The organism is Bradyrhizobium sp. 157, from assembly GCF_023073815.1.
Taxonomy (GTDB): domain Bacteria; phylum Pseudomonadota; class Alphaproteobacteria; order Rhizobiales; family Xanthobacteraceae; genus Bradyrhizobium.
The window spans coordinates 158,614-176,959 of record NZ_JADPKF010000073.1; the positions used below are offsets into that span (position 1 = coordinate 158,614).

22 protein-coding genes are annotated in these 18,346 nt (G+C 62.1%); 7 read left to right on the forward strand and 15 right to left on the reverse strand.

What is annotated here, in order from left to right:
- Positions 1-195 precede the first annotated feature (195 nt).
- Positions 196-630 carry a DUF2846 domain-containing protein gene (locus IVA95_RS16540; protein ID WP_247511431.1) on the reverse strand — a complete coding sequence of 145 codons (435 nt, stop codon included), beginning with the start codon at positions 628-630 and terminating at the stop codon, positions 196-198.
- 863 nt (positions 631-1,493) lie between these two features.
- Between IVA95_RS16540 and IVA95_RS16545 the strand changes: the two genes are divergently transcribed.
- Complete coding sequence (locus IVA95_RS16545; RefSeq protein ID WP_247511432.1) at positions 1,494-3,563, forward strand: ATP-dependent helicase; 2,070 nt, start codon at positions 1,494-1,496, stop codon at positions 3,561-3,563.
- Positions 3,564-3,570: 7 nt separating this feature from the next.
- Here IVA95_RS16545 and IVA95_RS16550 read toward each other — a convergent pair whose 3' ends face one another.
- Positions 3,571-3,951, reverse strand: coding sequence for a cupin domain-containing protein (locus IVA95_RS16550; RefSeq protein WP_247511433.1), 381 nt, complete (start codon positions 3,949-3,951; stop codon positions 3,571-3,573).
- Positions 3,952-4,593: 642 nt separating this feature from the next.
- Between IVA95_RS16550 and IVA95_RS16555 the strand changes: the two genes are divergently transcribed.
- Positions 4,594-5,385 carry a BA14K family protein gene (locus IVA95_RS16555; protein ID WP_247511434.1) on the forward strand — a complete coding sequence of 264 codons (792 nt, stop codon included), beginning with the start codon at positions 4,594-4,596 and terminating at the stop codon, positions 5,383-5,385.
- A gap of 267 nt (positions 5,386-5,652) precedes the next feature.
- Here the strand turns inward: IVA95_RS16555 and IVA95_RS16560 are convergent, their stop codons facing one another.
- Positions 5,653-6,315, reverse strand: coding sequence for a hypothetical protein (locus IVA95_RS16560; protein WP_247511435.1), 663 nt, complete (start codon positions 6,313-6,315; stop codon positions 5,653-5,655).
- A 196-nt stretch (positions 6,316-6,511) separates the two neighbouring features.
- On the opposite strand from IVA95_RS16560, the gene IVA95_RS16565 reads away from it, so the two are divergent.
- Positions 6,512-6,826 (forward strand): hypothetical protein, encoded by a 315-nt coding sequence (locus tag IVA95_RS16565; RefSeq protein ID WP_247511436.1) that lies wholly within the window; start codon positions 6,512-6,514, stop codon positions 6,824-6,826.
- A 166-nt stretch (positions 6,827-6,992) separates the two neighbouring features.
- Here IVA95_RS16565 and IVA95_RS16570 read toward each other — a convergent pair whose 3' ends face one another.
- The 5 genes from IVA95_RS16570 to IVA95_RS16590 all read right to left on the reverse strand — a co-directional run bounded on the left by IVA95_RS16570 (position 6,993) and on the right by IVA95_RS16590 (position 11,403).
- On the reverse strand, positions 6,993-7,289 hold the full coding sequence (locus IVA95_RS16570; RefSeq protein ID WP_247511437.1) for a cytosolic protein: 297 nt from the start codon (positions 7,287-7,289) through the stop codon (positions 6,993-6,995).
- Between the two features lie 74 nt (positions 7,290-7,363).
- A complete protein-coding gene (locus IVA95_RS16575; RefSeq protein ID WP_247511438.1) occupies positions 7,364-8,404 on the reverse strand; it encodes an SH3 domain-containing protein in 1,041 nt (346 codons plus the stop codon).
- A gap of 187 nt (positions 8,405-8,591) precedes the next feature.
- Positions 8,592-9,590, reverse strand: coding sequence for a tripartite tricarboxylate transporter substrate-binding protein (locus IVA95_RS16580; protein ID WP_247511439.1), 999 nt, complete (start codon positions 9,588-9,590; stop codon positions 8,592-8,594).
- A gap of 201 nt (positions 9,591-9,791) precedes the next feature.
- The gene (locus IVA95_RS16585) at positions 9,792-10,538 is read right to left on the reverse strand and encodes an ROK family protein (protein WP_247511440.1); all 747 of its coding nucleotides are present in this window, start codon (positions 10,536-10,538) and stop codon (positions 9,792-9,794) included.
- Between the two features lie 220 nt (positions 10,539-10,758).
- Entirely contained in the window at positions 10,759-11,403 is a 645-nt protein-coding gene (locus IVA95_RS16590; protein ID WP_247511441.1) for an FMN-binding negative transcriptional regulator, read from the reverse strand.
- Between the two features lie 167 nt (positions 11,404-11,570).
- Between IVA95_RS16590 and IVA95_RS16595 the strand changes: the two genes are divergently transcribed.
- Positions 11,571-11,915: a tRNA-binding protein gene (locus IVA95_RS16595; RefSeq protein WP_247511442.1), complete on the forward strand. Its 345-nt coding sequence runs from the start codon at positions 11,571-11,573 to the stop codon at positions 11,913-11,915.
- 301 nt (positions 11,916-12,216) lie between these two features.
- Here the strand turns inward: IVA95_RS16595 and IVA95_RS16600 are convergent, their stop codons facing one another.
- Together IVA95_RS16600 and IVA95_RS16605 are read right to left on the reverse strand one after the other, a co-directional pair.
- Entirely contained in the window at positions 12,217-12,486 is a 270-nt protein-coding gene (locus tag IVA95_RS16600) for a hypothetical protein (RefSeq protein WP_247511443.1), read from the reverse strand.
- A 531-nt stretch (positions 12,487-13,017) separates the two neighbouring features.
- A complete protein-coding gene (locus IVA95_RS16605) occupies positions 13,018-13,287 on the reverse strand; it encodes a DUF2312 domain-containing protein (RefSeq protein WP_213247535.1) in 270 nt (89 codons plus the stop codon).
- A gap of 109 nt (positions 13,288-13,396) precedes the next feature.
- Here IVA95_RS16605 and pdxY point away from each other — a divergent pair, with 109 nt between their 5' ends.
- The gene (pdxY, locus tag IVA95_RS16610) at positions 13,397-14,242 is read left to right on the forward strand and encodes a pyridoxal kinase PdxY (protein WP_247511444.1); all 846 of its coding nucleotides are present in this window, start codon (positions 13,397-13,399) and stop codon (positions 14,240-14,242) included.
- 69 nt (positions 14,243-14,311) lie between these two features.
- On the opposite strand, the gene IVA95_RS16615 is transcribed toward pdxY, so the two are convergent.
- On the reverse strand, positions 14,312-14,896 hold the full coding sequence (locus IVA95_RS16615; protein ID WP_247511445.1) for a septal ring lytic transglycosylase RlpA family protein: 585 nt from the start codon (positions 14,894-14,896) through the stop codon (positions 14,312-14,314).
- A gap of 247 nt (positions 14,897-15,143) precedes the next feature.
- On the opposite strand from IVA95_RS16615, the gene IVA95_RS16620 reads away from it, so the two are divergent.
- Entirely contained in the window at positions 15,144-16,052 is a 909-nt protein-coding gene (locus IVA95_RS16620) for a 2-dehydropantoate 2-reductase (protein WP_247511446.1), read from the forward strand.
- A gap of 19 nt (positions 16,053-16,071) precedes the next feature.
- On the opposite strand, the gene IVA95_RS16625 is transcribed toward IVA95_RS16620, so the two are convergent.
- Positions 16,072-16,251, reverse strand: a complete 180-nt coding sequence (locus tag IVA95_RS16625) for a hypothetical protein (protein WP_247511447.1) — start codon at positions 16,249-16,251, stop codon at positions 16,072-16,074.
- Between the two features lie 124 nt (positions 16,252-16,375).
- Here IVA95_RS16625 and IVA95_RS16630 point away from each other — a divergent pair, with 124 nt between their 5' ends.
- Complete coding sequence (locus IVA95_RS16630) at positions 16,376-16,600, forward strand: hypothetical protein (protein ID WP_247511743.1); 225 nt, start codon at positions 16,376-16,378, stop codon at positions 16,598-16,600.
- A gap of 111 nt (positions 16,601-16,711) precedes the next feature.
- Here IVA95_RS16630 and IVA95_RS16635 read toward each other — a convergent pair whose 3' ends face one another.
- The 3 genes from IVA95_RS16635 to IVA95_RS16645 form a co-directional block, all read right to left on the reverse strand.
- A complete protein-coding gene (locus IVA95_RS16635) occupies positions 16,712-16,891 on the reverse strand; it encodes a hypothetical protein (protein ID WP_028346363.1) in 180 nt (59 codons plus the stop codon).
- A gap of 120 nt (positions 16,892-17,011) precedes the next feature.
- A complete protein-coding gene (locus IVA95_RS16640) occupies positions 17,012-17,362 on the reverse strand; it encodes a hypothetical protein (protein WP_247511448.1) in 351 nt (116 codons plus the stop codon).
- A 149-nt stretch (positions 17,363-17,511) separates the two neighbouring features.
- Positions 17,512-18,102: an NAD(P)H-dependent oxidoreductase gene (locus IVA95_RS16645; RefSeq protein WP_247511449.1), complete on the reverse strand. Its 591-nt coding sequence runs from the start codon at positions 18,100-18,102 to the stop codon at positions 17,512-17,514.
- Positions 18,103-18,346: the final 244 nt, after the last annotated feature.

The window sequence follows — 18,346 nt, forward strand, 5'->3', positions numbered from 1 at the left end:
TGATCGTCTCGCGTCGTTCATGATGACTGGCTTGGATCACAAGCGGCGGTAGAGGCGAGCATGGACCTGCGTCCGGTCTGCCCCTGCCAGCCGACATGACAAAGGCTTGTGCGGTGTTCGGCTTAGGGCCAACAGCTGCCATCGATGCACCCGCCCGGACCGTCACCAGTTCTAGTCCCGCGGGAGGGATCAGAATTAGGGGCCGACGTACCTGAGGCGGCTTACGTCGGATTGTCCCTGCTCGGGGAATTCGAGTGTCGGCGTGACATGGCCGACGAGTATGCCGGGCGTCACTCTTGTCTTGATGTACTTCGTCTCGCCCGCTGCCAATTGGAACGTAACCGCATTTTCGACCTCGGTTGCCGTTGTTACGGCGTATTTCCCCGGGGGGCGGTCGACATAAGAGAACCCGCCGGGCACAGATCTGCCGACGACTTCGTTGTTCATCCGAATCTCGGGCTGAATAGCCGCCCCCGTCAATTCGGACGGCCGGGTGAAGTAGACACGGCCGAAACCCGGCTTCAATGCCGGGATCTGCAAGGGCGCTTCATCGACGCCACGTGGACTCGCGCAACTGGCCAGCAAAAATCCGACAAACACAAGGGGCAGCGCCCCGATCTTCGACCCCATATGCCCCGTCTCGATATTGAAAGTGCCCAGTTCCCAAATCGACGGCAAACAACAAACGGCTGGCAATTGCCTTGTTGTTTCCTCGCCCCCAAGCACTCAATTAGGCATACACGCTTCGATTGTGCAACATTTTTCGCTCCGCGCGATCTCCGCGACTGCGCGCGAGCAAATCGCCCTCGATGTCGATGAAGAGGATGAGCACCAAAAAAATCTGACAATGGTCCGCTATGGGCCAAGGCAATGATCAAGCTGATGGACGCGTGTGCAAAGAAGCCCGTCGTCAGAAAACCGCCCCCTTGTACGATTCCGTCACCAAGATTAGCGAGACAGTAAATTTCTGCATCACGTCTTCGGGCACCTTTGCTTCGGCGGTGAAGCTTGTGCGGGTCACTGCTCCGCTTGCGCCTGCGCGGGTCACGGGCAACCGCAAAGACACGAACACGCTGATCATATCGATGGGGCGACCTGACATAAAGGACGGTAAGGTGGCTGGGCCATCTGCTGCGATGAATCAGCAAGTTCGGTCATCGTTGCTACAACAAGCCATTATCAATGCGCCGCCACGGATTGACCGATAACCGGCAGCAAGCGTAAGGCGGACTAGCCGAAGGCGTAATCCGCCGATCCGAGTGACCAAGTCGGCGGGTTACGCTTACGCTAGCCAGCCCTACTCACTCCTGAAGCAGCACCACAGCTTTGTTCGCCATCCGACTCTGTTTTGTTCGAAAGGAACGAATCGTATTAGCGCAAATCAGCGCGGGCCAATCCTTAACAACGCGTTTGCCGGATAACGGGAAAGAGCGGACATTCGTCGTTGCGACCACCAGCGAATCGGCCGAGTCTCCGATGACATGGGGTGATTCGTGCTGGCTGAAACTACTGATCAATATCTGGAAAGCCTCAATCCGGAACAGCGCCGGGCGGTCGAGCACGGCATCAGCGCGGATGGAACTATCGGCTCGGCGCTGCTCGTCATCGCCGGCGCGGGATCCGGGAAGACCAACACGCTCGCTCATCGTGTGGCCCACCTGATCATCAGAGGTGCCGACCCGCGCCGCATGCTGCTGATGACGTTTTCACGCCGTGCCGCCGCCGAGATGACGCAGCGGGTCGAGCGTATCGCGCGCCGCGTGCTCGGCGACAAGGCCGGTATCATGACGGAGGCGCTGACCTGGGCCGGCACCTTTCATGGCATCGGGGCAAGGCTGCTGCGCGAACACGCCGAGAGCATCGGCTTCGATCCGGCCTTCACCATCCATGATCGGGAGGATTCGGCAGACCTGCTCAACCTGGTGCGTCACGAGCTCGGATTTTCAAAGACCGAGTCCCGCTTTCCCACCAAGGGCACCTGCCTTGCGATCTATTCCCGTTGTGTGAACGCGCAGGCGCCGATCGAGACGGTGCTCGGGCAGCATTATCCCTGGTGTTCGGGATGGGCTGACGAACTCAAGCGATTGTTCGCTGCTTACGTCGAGGCCAAGCAGAAGCAGAACGTGCTCGACTACGACGACCTCTTGCTGTGGTGGGCGCAGATGGTGTCCGAGCCCGCAATCGCGCAGGAGATCGGCGGCCGGTTCGATCATGTCATGGTCGACGAGTATCAGGACACCAACAGGCTGCAGGCGGCGATCCTGCTGGCGCTCAAGCCGGATGGGCGCGGCCTCACCGTGGTGGGGGATGACGCCCAGTCGATCTATTCGTTTCGTGCGGCCACCGTCCGGAACATTCTGGATTTCCCTGACCATTTCAGCCCGAGGGCCGAGATCGTCACGCTCGACCGCAATTATCGCTCGACCCAGCCGGTTCTCGCCGCCGCCAATGGCGTGATCGGATTGGCCAGGGAACGCTTCACCAAGAACCTCTGGACCGAGCGCACTTCGGCGCAATTGCCGCGTCTCGTCACGGTTCGCGACGAGGCCGACCAGGCGCGCTACATCGTCGAGCAGGTGCTGGCGAACCGCGAACAGGGATCGCGGCTCAAGGAGCAGGCCGTCCTGTTCCGGACGTCGTCGCACAGCGGCCCGCTGGAGGTCGAGCTGACGCGGCGCAATATTCCCTTCGTCAAGTTCGGCGGCCTGAAGTTTCTGGATGCCGCTCACGTCAAGGACGTGCTGGCGCTGCTCAAGTTCGTCGAGAACCCGCGCGACCGCGTCGCCGGATTCCGCGTGTTGCATCTATTGCCCGGCATCGGCCCGGCTTCGGCGCAGCGCATCCTCGATCAAACGACCATAACGTCAGATCCGATCGCCGCGCTCGCAGCGCTGCCGACGCCGCCCCGCGCCGGCCAGGACTGGACCGCCTTCGTCGAAACGCTGACCAATCTCCGCTATTCGGAATGGCCTGTTGACATCGAACGCATCAGGCTCTGGTACACCCCGCATCTGGCGCGCATCCACGAGGATGCCGAAGTGCGGCTCGCCGACCTCTTACAGCTCGAGCAGATCGCCTCGGGTTATCCGTCGCGCGAGCGCTTCCTGACCGAGCTCACGCTCGATCCGCCTGACGCGACCAGCGATCGCTCGGGGCCACCCCTGCGCGACGAAGACTATCTGATCCTGTCCACGATCCACTCGGCGAAGGGACAGGAATGGAAGTCGGTCTACGCCCTGAACGTCGTCGACGGCTGCATGCCGTCCGATCTCGGCGCCGGCACCACGGCCGAACTCGAAGAAGAGCGGCGTCTTCTTTACGTCGCGATGACGCGCGCCAAGGACGATCTGCATCTGATCGTGCCGCAGCGCTTCTTCGTGCATGGTCAGCAGGCCCGCGGCGACCGCCATGTCTATGCGTCGCGGACGCGGTTCATACCGGACCATCTGGTCAAGCTGTTCGATCGGCAGACATGGCCGGCGGCGGCCCCGGCGGCACGCGCGATGCCAAATCAAAACGTGCAGATGGATATTCGTGAGCGCATGCGCGGCATGTGGCGTTAGTCGCGTACTATCCCGCCGTAAAAAACTTCGTCCCATCAAAAAACCTATTCGGCCGGTTGAATATCGCCAGGAACGTCGCGCCATCAGGCGCGTGCGCTACGTGGATGTTGCCGCCCGGGCGCCAGACGAAGTCGCCGGCACGGCAAGCGCCTTCGGCGTCTTCCAGCGAGCCTTCGAGCATAAACGTCTGTTCGAGCGCAGTGTGCTCGTGCAGCGGCACGACCGCGCCGGGCGCCATCTTGAACAGGATGGTGGAGCGGCCCTCGTCGTCCTGATAGAGGATCTTCATCTCGATGCCCGCGAATTGCGTCGGCTGCCAGGGCATCTTGGATGCCGTGACGATGTGCGAGCGCAGTTCGGGCGGGTTGACGGGTACGGGCTGGTTCATGGCTCTCGCTCCCAAGATGGTGGCTCAGTCCAGTTCGCCGACAAGGATCTGTCCTGGCACATTACGCATAGGGCGAGAACACGCCGCAGGTTTTGCACGCAAGCGCAGGACCGGAAGGCGTCATCCGGAGGGCGAGTAGCCCGGATCCGCGCCGCGACATCCGGGACAACCCGAGCACCGCCCCGGATTTCGCGGAGCCTGTCATCACGGCGCGAGCGCAATTGCGCTCGTCGCTGGGCGCGCATTCGCGCGACCCGTTGGCTCATCCGGGCTACGCTCGCTACTTTGCATGGGGTTGTTTTCGCGATTTTGTGTCTCGGCCCTGCGGTGTACTGCGGAAGAGTATCTGCACCGCGTCCGGGAGGCGATATCGTCAGCAAGCAGCCCCAACGAGCGCGGCGACATCCGAGACAACCCCAGCACCGCCCCGGATGTCGCTGTGCTCATCCAGGCTACGCTCGCTGTTACCAAAGGCGCTTTTCCGCTGTCTTGGCGCCTGGCCCCTCAACATGGCAGGTGTGGCAGCCGGCACACACTCACGGTCTTTAGCGCGTTGTCGCTCGCGAAAGAGCCGCACTGTTCACAGACTTGCCGCAAATGCGTGTGGAGCATTCATGGGGACAATTAGCTGAGTATCAATCCATGCGTTTGTCAGCTCTATCGACCGCCGTCGCCGAGCGCGCCGGCGTGCTGTGTTGTGTCTTGTTCATGGTGATAAGCGCTCAAGCGCTCGCGCAGACGTCGGCCACGGACAATCCGAGCCCGACCGCAGCGCAGCCCTCAGTGCCCGCGCAGGAAAAGCCTGCGGCCACTGCAGAAGAGAAACCGCCTGCCGCGGACGACAAGCCCGCCACCGTCGAGCAGAAGCCAGCGCCCGCGGAGGAGAAACCAGCAATCGCGCAGGACAAGCCCGCGACGGTGGAGGAGAAGTCGGCTGCCACGGACGACAAGCCTGCCATCGTCGAGCAGAAGCCGGCCCCCGTCGAGGCAAAACCAACGGTTGCGCAGGACAAGCCCGCAGCCGTCGAGGAGAAGTCGGCTGCCACGGACGACAAGCCTGCCATCGTAGAGCAGAAGCCGGCGCCCATGGAGGAGAAACCAGCTGTCGCGCAGGACAAGCCGGCGGCCGCGCCGCAGAAGCCGGTCGTCCCGGACGCGAAGCCTGCCATCGTAGAGCAGAAGCCGGCTGCTACGGAGGAAAAGCCAGCGGTTGCGCTCGGGAAGCCCGCCTTGAAGCAGAAATCTGTCGCCAAGCAATCAAAAAGCGCTGTCCAAAGCAAAGGAGCAGAGCACAGCAAACCGGTGCAACCGGCCAGGGCAGCCCACAAGTCGCGCGAGCGGACCATGATCATGCTCTGCACCCAATTCCGCACCTACAATCCGTCGTCCGGGACTTACCGGGGCTACGACGGCCAGACGCATTCTTGCCGATAGCAAGCGTAGCCCGGATGAGCCAACGGGTCGCGCGAATGCGCGCCCAGCGACGAGCGCAATTGCGCTCGCGCCGTGATGACAGGCTCCGCGACATCCGGGGCTGCTCTGTCGACCGACTGTAACTCGCTCCCGCATCACCGACGAAACTGATGTTGTCAATGCGGTCAAAGTCGTCGTCGACAGCCAGAACGAAAAGCTGGCGATGCTCAAGCAGCAGATAAACGATCTGATCGCAGCGGGCAGCGTCGATCCGGCATACGCCACGCTTTAATTGCTGACGGGAAACATCCACCTCAGAAGGAGGTGAGTGGGAAACAGGACCAAAACCGGGATCACGACCATCTCGATCGCGAAGTAGGCGAGCGGCGCGATCGTCTGCTGTGGCTCACGCCCGGGGCCGAAGACCCAGTTGATGTTCTTCGCCGGCTCGGTCAGGGCATAGCTCATGATCAGAGCGGCCCAGGTGACGACTGTCTGCAGAACCAGGGCGCGAGGATCATAGCCAAATCGGTAAAGCAGCCAAACAACGGCCGGCGGCACGGCGAGATGAAAGAGCGACAGAGCCCTCAAGTGCAGCGGCAACGCTTCATCGAACATGTAGCTCGCGATCCCGAGAAGCCGGCCTCCTGACACAAAGTCCGCAGTCCATGCGAACTCGAGCGCAAGCACGCCAACCGCTGCCATGCTCGCAAGCACGCGGCTTTCGAGGACGATTGCGCCAACCGTGAGAACCAGCCCGATGTCAGACAACCAAAGAAAATTGGTGGGTCCATATGCACGCCAGTAGACGGTGCCAACCAGCAGCAACAGCCCGAAGCTTGCAAGCTTGAGCGCGATGTTAATGGTATCTGGGGGATGTACTGTCCACATTTCAGGCGCAGCTCCAAACTGACGCGGGCTGGATGGTATAAACGAGAGGCGTTCAACCAAGTTCCTGCCGACGCACCCAGTCAAGTCGATCTGCCAGCGCGTAGGGCGGATTAGCGTAGCGTAATCCGCCGCTCTCTCGCGGGAGGTCGGTGGGTTAGCTGCGCTAAGCCACCCTACTCGCTAACGCATCCATGGAAGAATGGAAGGCCGTTCGGGCTTTTGATTGTGGGCGAATGAGTTTGAGTCGGACAACAACATGAGAAACACGCTGTCTAGACTGTTCAGGGTAATGAAATTTATCGTGCCCGCCCTCTATATCGCGGGAGCAATTGGTATCTGGCTGGCCTTTTCCAGATCGAACCCTGATGGCCTCGCCAATGTTTGGATTGCAATCTACACGTTTCCAATGGTCCTGATCGGCACCTTTCTGCTGCAAGGCGAATTCCCATATCTGCCTGGCCGTTATTATGAAGCGCACGCCCTCTACTTCTGGCCAAGCGTTGCCCTTTTGGCTCTTGCATTGTTTTTGATTTTTCACGGATTGCAGCGACTAGCTCGTAAGGTGGAATAGCGCGGCGTATTCCGCATTGCGCCCTACGGCCCTCTCAGAGCAGAGCGAGCGCGGACCAAGTGGTAGGCAAGACACCAACCATGATGCAGAGAAGTCGTAGAATTCGCAGCGAGTAGCGAGTAGCCCGGATGAGCCAACGGGGCGTGCATTCACGCGACCCATTGGCTCATCCGGCCTGCGCTCGCTGTTCTTGCAGGATCGGTGAACCGAGTTCATCGAAACGGAACAGCTGAAAGATCCGCTGGCCGTTGAAATCGAGGATCCTCAAATCATCAGTCTCCTGCAGATTGCTTTCGACTGCTTGAAAATGTCCGCCGTAGCGCTCCCTGGCGAGCGACAATGGAACCTCAAACGCGACGAACTTGCCGATGCCTTTCTGCTTGAGCACGTCAAGAAGCTTTTGATCGCGTAAGGACTCGTGCGATGTGAGAATGAGCAGCGGACCGCTCGCCGTGAGCAGCAAAAGCGATTTCATCGGATGCTCCTTCGCGGTTGGACTGAGCAAGAAAAAGCCCGGCTCAAAACCGGGCTTTTCGTTTATTGGCGCCTGTCCTGACCGGGGCCTCCGCCACCGACCGGGCCGGCGCCACCGCGCGGTACGGCGTTGATCTGCGGCGCGCTGCCACGCTGCGGCATCGCGGGCGCTGCTGCGCGCGGGGCGGCCGGGGCCGGCATCTGCTGCGCGCGTACGTTCGGCGGGCCACCGCCGCCGCGCGCCGCATCGGGCTGCGTCATGCGGGGCGTTGCACGCTCGATCCGCGGCGCAGCCGCACGCGGTTCGTCATGGCCGCGCGCCATGACCGGCGGCGTCTGCGGGCGGGTGCGAGCCATCGGCTGCTCGCGCACGGCTCTTGCGTCCTCACGCGTCATTCGCGCGTTTTCGCGCGTCATGCGGTCCTGCACCACCGCGCGTTCGCGCCCTTCGCGTGCGCTAGGCGTCGCGATGTCCCTCTCCCGCGTCACGCGTTCCGTCACACCGGCGCGGCTCCGCTCCGTCACACCGGCGCGGGTCTGCTCCGTCGCCCCGGCGCGCGTCCGTTCCTCGATACGGGCACGCGACCTCTCCTCGACACCGACACGCGTCCTTGCCTCGGGCAGCGCAGCATCGCGCGCGGCCGCCGCGCGGCCGATCCGGGCCGCCGAGCGGTCGATCGTCAACCGCGTCGCGACATGCTCATGCGATCGCCAGTATCCGCTCCAGTGGGCGCGGCGATGATACCAGGGACGGCCTGCATAGTGGCTTGACCAATACGTGGTCAGCACGAACGGCACGATGGGAACGTCGATCTCGTCAACATAGTCGGGCAGATAGACGTAGCGGTTGCGGTAGAGATATTGGAGATATCGCGACGACACCCAGCCACGATCATCCAACCAGCTCACATCGCACCAGGCCTTGCCTCTGAAGCACCCGTGGATGTTGACACGGGCGCCACCGGGAATGCGGTCGACCGTCGGGAAGCTTTCACCGGGCCCTGCCTTCAGGCTGACGGTGGTGGTAACGATGCCCGGCGCCGCCAGTGCGGCGGCCGGCATCAGCAGCACAACTGCTGCGATAAACAATCCTCTCAGTTTCATGGCACGTTCCTCCTCCTGAGTTGGAACGTCGTAGCGAAACAGGCGTTCCCTTAAGGAGTGTCGCGTTAGCCGAAGTATGCAGGTGTCTCGCAGGCGCGAGACGCGGCGCTCTTGCCTGGCATGGCTCCATCTGCGCAAACTCTCAGGGCGATCTCGGCAGGCGAGCCTCGGAGACCACCAGCATCCCTCACCCACCCTCCGGCTTGATCCCCGCCGCTTTCATGATCGGCAACAGCCGCGCTTCCTCGCTATCGCGATAGGCTGATATCTCCTGCGGCGTGGTCGGCCAGGTGGCGGCGCCTAAGTCGGCGTAGCGCTGTTTCAGCCAGGGATCGTTCAGGGCTTGTGCGGTGAGCGCGTTGATCTGGGCGACGAGGTCGGACGGCATGTTGGCGGGGCCGATCAGCGCGGTCCATGAGGTCATCTCGTAGCCGGGCAACAGTTCGGCCATCGCGGGCACGTCGGGAAGCTCCGCGATCCGCTTCTTCGCGGTGACCGCGACGGGCCGGATCGCGCCGGAGCGCACGCTCGGCAGCGAGCCCGGCAAATTGTCGAACAGCAGATCGACATTGCCGCCGAGCAGGTCGTTCAGCGCCGGCGCGGCGCCTCTGTAAGGCACGTGGCGAACCTGGACGCCGGCCATGCTGTTCAGCATCTCGCCGGAGAGATGCAGCGTGGTGCCGAAGCCCGCGGAGGCATAGGTGTATTTGCCCGGCTCCTTCTTGAACGCCGCGAGCAATTCCTTCAGGTCCGCGGAGAACAGGTCCTTCTTCGCGCTGAGGATGTTCGGCAATTGCCACATGCCCGAGATGAAGGTGAAATCCTCGCGCGGGCGATACGGCAGTTTCGCGTAGCTGCCGATCGCGAGCACGTTTGAGGCGATGCCGCCGAGCCCGACCGTGTAGCCATCCGGCGGCGCTTTCGCGACCGCGTCCGCGCCCAACACGCCGCCGGCGCCGGCCTTGTTCTCGACCACGAAGGACTGGCCGGACAGGTCGCTCATCTTCTGGCAGAGCAGGCGCGAGAGCGTGTCGGTGGCGCCACCAGCCGGAAAGCCGTTGACATATTTTACGGATCGGATCGGCCACGCCTCTGCCGCGCGGCCGACACGCGGCGTCAGAAACGGCGCGGCAACAAGAGAGCTGATGGTCGCGAGTGCGCGACGTCGGTCGATAGACAGCGGCATCGGTGTCCTCCCCTTTAGGCCCACGTGCCATGTCGCAGCTTTGCTGCTGTTCTTTTCTCGTTCCCTCCGGTCTTTCGATCTCTTGACCGGAGGTGGGGCACGTTCGGCTGACGTCAGCTTATGAGGTACGCGCGAAACTGCAAAGTGCGTTTATCTCAACAAAAAGGCTGCCGATGTAGCAAGTCGTAGGGCGGATGAGCGTCAGCGTAATCCGCCGCCACGTTTGCTCGCGGCTAATCGGCGTACGCCGGGCGGTTTGACCGCCCCCTTCTTCCACAGTCGAAATCCGCCCTCGAACGCGTTGGTGTTGGCGCCGAGGCGGACCTTGCGCGGCAGCTTGTCGACCTTGTCGGTGTTTCCGCCGCCCAGCATGACGTAATCCGGCTCCAGTGCCGCGAGCAGACGCTTCAGGACGTCATCGACCGCGCGTTGCCATTTCTTCCTGCCAATTCGCTTGAGGGCTGCGGCGCCGACGCATTGCTCGAACGTCTTGCCGTTGCGGTACGGCAGGTGAGCTAGCTCCATCGGTTCCAGAATGCCATCCACGATCATCGCGGAGCCAAGACCCGTTCCGAGGCCCAGGAACAGCATCCGGCCGCCTTGGTAGCTGCCGATCGCCTGCATCAGCGCATCGTTGACGACCTTCGTCGGGCGGCCGAAGGCCTTTTCGAAATTGAAACCGGCCCACCCGAGACCGAGATTGTGAGGGTCCGACAAGGGCCGGTTGTTGACCACCGGCCCCGGATACCCGATCGAGATGACGTCATAGGACCAGTCTTTCGTCAGCGCCTTGACCTTCCTTACCATCACTTTCGCGGAAAGGTCGGGACCGGACGCAAACGCGCGCCTGGTTCGCTCTCTGTCGGTCATGACCTTCACGCGCGAACCGCCGATGTCGATCGCCAGGATCGTGGGTCGCGATGCACGTTTGCCGGCTTTCTTCACCATGAATTTGCGCCCTGTGCTGTCGGACGAGCACAAGTGTAGCCGATACTCTGCCGAGTTGGAGAAACAAACAGCACCACGGCTTTGTTCTCCATCCGACTCCATTTCGTTCGCAGAGAACGAATCGGAATCGTGCAAATCAGCACGAGCCAATTCTTAACAACGCGTTTGCTTTGTGCTTGCGTAGCACGGATGCCGTGCTCGACCCGCTGGCTCATCTGCGCTACGGCTCAGCATCATAGCTCAGCCCCGGCCGCAGCGCTCTCATCTTCTGCCCCAGCCTTCTACTCCCCGTCTCCTCCGCCCGCGCCAACTGGTTCGCCACCGCCACATGGTCCTCATCGCTCTTGTGCTGGTTGAGCTTAAACTGCCCCTCGATCTCATCGACGACGAGATCGATGACGCGGATCGAGGCCAGCATGGTCTCGCGCTTGGTGGGCTCCATCTGCGCGAGGTCCCAGGGCTGTTTCACCAGCCGCGCCTCGGCGACCGCGAGCAGCGCGTCGCCGTGGGCGCGGTTCTCGTCGCGCTCACGCAAGTAGCCGACGCCGGCAAGATGCACGGCCTCGTAGAGCCAGGTCGAGACGTTGTCGCGCGAGGCATACCAGTCGTTGGAGACATAGGCGTCGTCGCCCGAGACGATCAGGAGGAAGCGCCTGTCCCCGTCGGCGAGTTGAACAAGCGGATTTTTGGCCGTGAGGTGGATCTGGACGATCACGCCATCGTCGCGCCGCTGGAGCACAAACGGCACATGCGAGGCGCGCGGGCCGCGCTCGTCCGCGGCGACGATCACGCCAAAACCGCGCTCGGCCGCAAACGCCAGCGCGCGGTTTTTCTCGATGCGAAACTGGGGACGAAGAACGTGCATGACGAAGCGCTCGCTGGAGGATGATCGGCTTTCGTTGAGGCTAGCCCATTCGGCCTGACATCACCAACTGGTCTCGAGGCGCCGGCACGTTCCAACCGCAGGGCAACTGCGATATGAGACTTCCTCACGTGTCCCTGAAATCCAACTTAGCAATCGAGCCCTACGACATGCCCCCGCTAAAGCCCCAAGCCAGCTACGACGATTTCGCCCGCCTCGATATCCGGATCGGCAAGGTCGTCGACGTGCAGCCGTTTCCCCGCGCACGCAATCCGTCCCTTAAGATCGGCGTCGATGTCGGTGCTAACAGGATCATGTGGTCGAGCGCGCAAGTGACGAACTATGAGCCCGCGGCCCTGCTTGGCTCGCTGGTCGTATGCGTCTGCAATCTCGGTGCGAAGAATATCGCGGGTTTTACGTCCGAACTTCTGATCCTCGGCGCGAAGGACGAGAACGGCAACGTCATCGTGCTCGGCCCGCGCAGTGAGGTTGCGATCGGCGAGCCGATCTTTTGACAACGCGTGTGACGCGGGCACTTACCGATGAGACAGAATCGGGATGAGATAGCGACAGCGTCAGGAGAGAAAGCAGCGCTACAGCTTCGTTCTCCATCCGCTCCAATTTGTTCGCAAAGAACGAATCGGAATCGCACAAATCAGCGCGGGCCAATTCTTAACAACACGTTTGCTCCCTGTTTGCGCGTGCTGCGGAGAGCGCGCTCATCACGAAAAAGCCCGCGAGGACATCGCGGGCTTTTGAAACTTGGGGCAAGGCGCTCGGTTAGCGCCAGCTCAAGCGCCGACCAAACGGCTGTGCTCAGCGAACGGCGCGACCGGTGGTTTCGATCTGGCCTTGTGCGGTCGTGATCCTGTTCCGCGGCGTCAGAACGCTGAGCTGAAACGGCGTGGCCGACGCGGCGACCGGCGATGCTTCCTGGACGTTTTCAGCGCCCAGCACCTGAACCTGCATGGCCGAAACCGGCATGCCCGCCTTTTCATAGGTCGGCAACTCGGCCGCGACAGCGCCGGTTGCACCCGGGATCGCGAGCAGAGCGGCGGCAGCGATGGACAGGGAAATCTTCTTCACTTCAATTCTCCATAGGTAGCTTGGAATAGGGACCTAGTAGTCATTTTGCTGCGCTGCAATAGCGCATTGTTGCAATGCACACATGCGAGGATAGAATGCGGAACCGGCCGTTGGTCGCACGATCAGCCGTGAAGGTTCGGTGGATTCGCCGCGTTGGCGATGCCTTCATCGCGAGAGCGGCAGATTACGCAGCATGAGAGGGCAGAGCTCGTGGCTTACCCCTCTCCCCAACCCTCCCCCGCAAGGGGGGAGGGAGCCCGCCTTGCGTGCTCACCTCACCCCGATCGTGCTCACCTGACAGAACCGTACGGCTGCTCTTGGTCCGCACCGTTAGGGACGCAACATGGATGGGTTCCCTCTCCCCTTGGGGGAGAGGGTTAGGGAGAGGGGTGCCGCTTGCTCCGCTGCCAATAGAGCTTACGATTCGCAGAAGGCGTGAATGGCCGGGCATAGGCGAGCGCAAGCGACGCCGTCCTTTGGACGCCCGGCCATACGAAAAGCAAAGTCGTACTCAGGAATGTGCCGGCAGCATCACGCCGCCTTGGCTTCCTTCTCCGGCGGCGCGGTTTCCATTGCGCGCATGTAGAGATCGAGCAGGCTTTCGCGCTCGTCGCGCTCGTCCTGGTCCTGCTTTCGCAGCTTGATGATCTCCTTGAGGATCTTGATATCAAACCCTTCGCCCTTGGCCTCCGAAAATACTTCCTTCTTCTGCTCGTTCAGCTCCTGCAATTCGCTGTCGATGTTCTCGATCCGCTCAACGAAAGAACGAATCCGCCCGCCGGGAATGGTGATGTCAGACATGGTGCCTCTTTGTTGAATAGACCTGCGAAAATGCCCGCAAACAAATAACCAATGTGTTAACCTCGGCAGGTTCCCGCCCCGGCAATTCGGCATTCCCAGATTTATCCGCATGAACGTGATTTCGATTCAGTCGCAGGTCGCTTTCGGCCATGTCGGCAACAGCGCCGCGGTGTTTCCGATGCAGATGCACGGCATCGACGTGGTGGCGGTGCCGACCACGCTGCTCAGCAACCGTCCGGGCTATCCGACCCTCCGCGGCCGCGTGCTCGATGCGGATCTCGTCGCCGATCTCCTGCGCGGCATCGAGGAGCGCGGCGCGATAGATCGCGCGCACATGATCCTGTCGGGCTATCTCGGCTCGGCCGACAACGCCAACGTGGTCGCGGAGTTTGTCGCGCGCGCCAAGGCGAAGAATCCCGCGCTGCACTATTGCTGCGATCCCGTGCTCGGGGATCGCGACCGCGGCCTGTTTGTTCATGCCGACATCCCGTCGCTCGTGCGCGATCTTCTGTGTCCGCTCGCCGATATCATCACGCCCAATCATTTCGAGTTCGAATGGCTGTGCGGAACGAAAGCCGCGACTATCGATCAGGTGCTGAAGGCAGCGCGCGCGTTCATGGCGCGCGGGACGGTCGTCGTCACCAGCGCCGAACTGGCCGATACGCCGGAAGGCGACATCGAGACGCTGGCCGTCGAGCGCGCGCAAGCCTTTCGCGTCCGCACGCCAAAGCTTCCGATCAGCCCGAACGGCACCGGCGATCTCTTTGCCGCGCTCTTGGTTGCTGCCCGCGTCCGCGGCGCCGACACGCCGGAAGCGCTCAGCCACGCAGCGTCTGCCATCTTCGCGGTACTGGAATGCACCGCAGCCCGTGCGACCGAGGAAATGCGCATCGTCGAGAGCGCGGAGTGGCTGACGCGTCCGCAGCGCAAGTTCGAGGCCCGTAGTGCAGATTAGCCGGAGGCGTAATCCGCCGTTCATCCCTGCCCGATCGGCGGATTACGCTTGCGCTAATCCGCCCTACCGCTACTCCACGACGTCGAGTTTGACCTTTGCAACACCCTTCCCCACCATTCCCAGCGCGTCGGCCGCGGAATAGGAGACGTCGACAACGCGCCCCTGAACATAGGGACCTCGGTCGTTGACCCGTACTGTCACCGACCGGCCGCTCGCGACGTCGGTCACGCGCAACTTGGTGCCGAACGGCAACGTCGGATGGGCGGCGGTCATGTCAAGCGTGTTGAACTTTTCGCCGCTCGCGGTCTTCGTTCCCTCGGTGTAGAAGCTAGCAACCCCCTGCGAGGCCGTCTTGACGCGGCCTGCATCCCTGCGCGACGCCGTGTGGTTTCTCACGGCGGCCACGCGCCTCTTCATCATGGACGATGTCGTTCGATCCTGAGTAAGCGACGCCTGACGGCTGGCGCGAAGTTCGGATTTTTGGGTGACGACCGAGGACTGCGAGCAGGCCGCGAGCGATGCCGCTCCCAGCGTGGCGGCAAGCAGCCGTATGAATTTCCCCGCGCGCGCGGCCGTGATTAGTGGCGCTTCAAATTGAGTACGGCCTGCCTTGGCGTCGACGCACGAAATACTGGTGCAGCCAATGGAAGACATGTTGCAATCCCCCGCTCGCGCCCCAGCCCAAGCCGAAAACCAACACGCGGCAATCGCGGGCCTGAATCCGGGCGGAAGCGTGGCCGGACGCGATCAGGCATGGCTCCCTCAGCGCAATTCGGTTCGAGTGTGGTGATTGTGTCACAGAAAATCGCCCGGATGAGCCAACGGGTCGAGGCCAGCCTTGGAATTGCGGCATCTGCTTGGATCAGCTACTCGAACCGCATCAGCCGATCAGGAGACACTCATGCAAGTCGCAGTCGTCGGTGCCGGAGCGGTCGGATGCTACTACGGGGGATTGCTGCTCAAGGCCGGCCATGACGTGACGTTCATCGGCCGGCAGCCGCATGTCGACGCCATCAACGCCCATGGCCTGCTGCTCGACACGAAGAGTTTTAGGGAGTACCTGCCCGCCAAAGCCGCGACCGACACGACGGCCCTCGCCGCGCCCGATCTGGTGCTGGTCTGCGTGAAGTCGGCCGATACCGAAGCGGCCGGGCGCTCGCTCGTCGGACACCTGCGCCCGGACACATCCGTGCTCAGCCTGCAGAACGGCGTCGACAATGCGCAGCGTCTTAATGCCGTCATCGGCCACGCCGTCATTCCTGTCGTCGTTTATGTCGGCAGCGAGATGGCTGGCCCTGGCCATGTCAGGCATCACGGCGGCGGCGACCTCGCCATCGGCCCCTCGGCCGCGAGCGCAGCGCTGTCCGAGATGCTTCAGGCCGCTGGCGTCCGCATCACCATCGCCGACGATATCGACCAAACGCTCTGGAGCAAGCTGATCATCAACTGCGCCTTCAACGCGCTGTCTGCGGTGGCCGGCATTTCCTACGGACCGATGCTGGACGTCGCAGGCACGCGGGATGTCGTCACAAGCGCAGTGCAGGAAGCGATATCCGTCGCTCGCGCAAGCGGCGTCTCGATAGCAGACGACCTCATCGAGCATATCCTGAACATCCCCACCATGATGCCGAACCAGATGTCCTCCACCGCGCAGGATCTCGCCCGCGAGAAGCCCAGCGAGATCGACTTTCTCAACGGCTATGTGGTGCGCAAGGGCGCCGAGCTCGGCATCGCGACGCCGACCAATCAGGCCCTGCAGGTGATGGTGAAGCTCGCGGAGCGCGGTAAGGAGATATCGCGGCGGCCGTAGCCCTACGCCGTCTGTCTTCTCACCCACCCATCACATTGCCCCAGCCGTCGAACACATATTGCCGCCACACCACCGTGCCGTCATCGCGCGCGCGGCTGGAGCGGCGGAAGTCGTCGGCCTCATCGCCTGTCCAGGTGATGATCTGGTCGCTCGCACGGTCGTGCAGGACGGCGGGCTCGGATGGATTGAAGCCCGTCATGGGGTGCATCGTCGGATGTTCCGTCATGCCATGCCAACGCTTTCGCAGCCGCGAAGGTTGCGCATCTCTCGCAACCTCCTCCCCGCATCGGCGTTGTCGCAAATCTCTTAAGGAGGCACGCACCATGCGGAACAAGGCGCAAAATTCGCAAAGCACAAAAAAGCGCTCGAACGCCCAGATGCAGGCGGCGAATTCAATGCTCAATCCCGGCGATGAAGCAGCTCCCGGAACGCCCGGCACCGGCGACGACATCTGCCCCGAATGTCACGGCAAGGGCCGCATCGGCGGCGCTCCCTGCCCTAATTGCGGCGGCGGCGGAACGATCACCCGCGCGATCGGCGGCGCGTGAACGCGCGTACGCCATCTCAAGAGCGTAGGGCGGATTAGCCGAAGGCGTAACCCGCCGCTGGTTCGCGACCGATCGGCGGATTACGCTTCGCTGATCCGCGCCACGTACCGTTTACGCGGTCCGCTTCTCGAGAATTTTCCGGAAATCCGTTGCCAGGCTCGCGTAGTAGCCGGCCAGCCCCTCGTAGAAGGCCTGCTGTGCCTTGTCCGTGGCTTCCTTGGCCTTTGCTTCGCACTTGCCAGCCCGGCTCTCGTACTTCTCGACCTTGGTCTGAAGTTCAGCCACTACCATCGTCATTACTCCCCGCCACCAAACATGCTCACGATGCTATGCCGGCAAAAGTCGAAAAGATGGCCACGTCGGGGAGATTTCGCAGCGCTGCCGTGAGCAAGCGATGGCAGCGCGCGCGGCCTATCGCGCCGGTACTGGCGCCGGCGGACGCATCGACGATCGCGACGCGGCTGACGCTGCCTGTGGCTTCGCCGCGACGCGCTTTCCGCTATCGATGGATTCCAGATAGGAGGTCAGCGCCCAGGCCGAGCTCGCGCCGCTGGAATAGTGCTTTTGCAGGAACAGATAGAGCGTCAGATGAAAGCGGCCCTTGGCGAGCCCGCGCGGGCTGCGATGACAAGATGCGCAACCTTCGGCAAACAGTTTCGACGCCGGTTTGCCCTGATCGAGATTCTGCGCGACAGCCGGGCCGGAGAGCGTGGCCATTAACGCAAGAACAAGCAGGCCGCAGCGCGCTTTCGTTGGCGACATCAATTCTACCCGTGCATGAAGCAATTGGACGAGCTGCCTGCGGCAGCTCAAGAAAGGCGGGAGATGGCAGACAATTCGCAATCTGCTGTCCAGCCGTGGCGAAAAGTGGGTGCGTTTTCGCCAACATTGCGCTTCATTCGAGGCGCCTCTCAGTATGGCGGCTTCTTGCGCTCCCGCTGCGCCCGTGCCGCTTCCATCCACCACACGAGATCATCGGCAAAGCGCGGAAACGCGTGTTCGAGTGCCTTGCCGCCCTCGCCCATCGGCTTGCCATCTTCGCTTAGCGTCTGCGCGATCGGCCCGACCGCGACCGAGCTCGAAATCACCACCATGCCCATTTCCGAAAGGGTGCCGTGCCAGGCAAGCGCGGCGCGTGCGCCGGAGAAGCGGCCGGCCGAATAGCTCGCGATCGCCGCCGGCCGCCAGAACCATTCTTCCAGAAAATGATCGGTGAGATTTTTGAGCCCCGGCTGCATACCCCAATTATATTCGCCCGTTACAAACACAAAACCGTCGGCACTGCGGATCTTTCCGGCAAGTTCTTCGAGTGCCGCGGGCGCGCCGCCTTTCGGATATTCCTTGTACATCCGGTCCAGCATCGGCAGGCCGATCACCTTGGCGTCGATCAGTTCGACATCATCGCCGCGCGCACGAAACCCCTCGACGACGAACTGCGCAAGACGAATGCCCATGCGGTCGGAACGGTAGGAGCCGTAAAGGACGAGAATGCGGTTGCTCATGAGACCTCAAACTTCAAGACATTGGAGGATGATGACACTGGAACCATGCGGGCCTTTCTCATGCAAGGCCGAGCCGCCTCGAATGAACCTGGAGTCCGCCCGCGACACCTAAGATCGAGCTTCATTGACCCCTGATAATGTCCGGACAAAGCTGCATCTTTCCGGATTGCCGCATAGATTGAGGATGACCTTGCCTCGCGCTCGTCCTTTGCGCGACCGTGCTGAACACGATCATCTTCCTCGC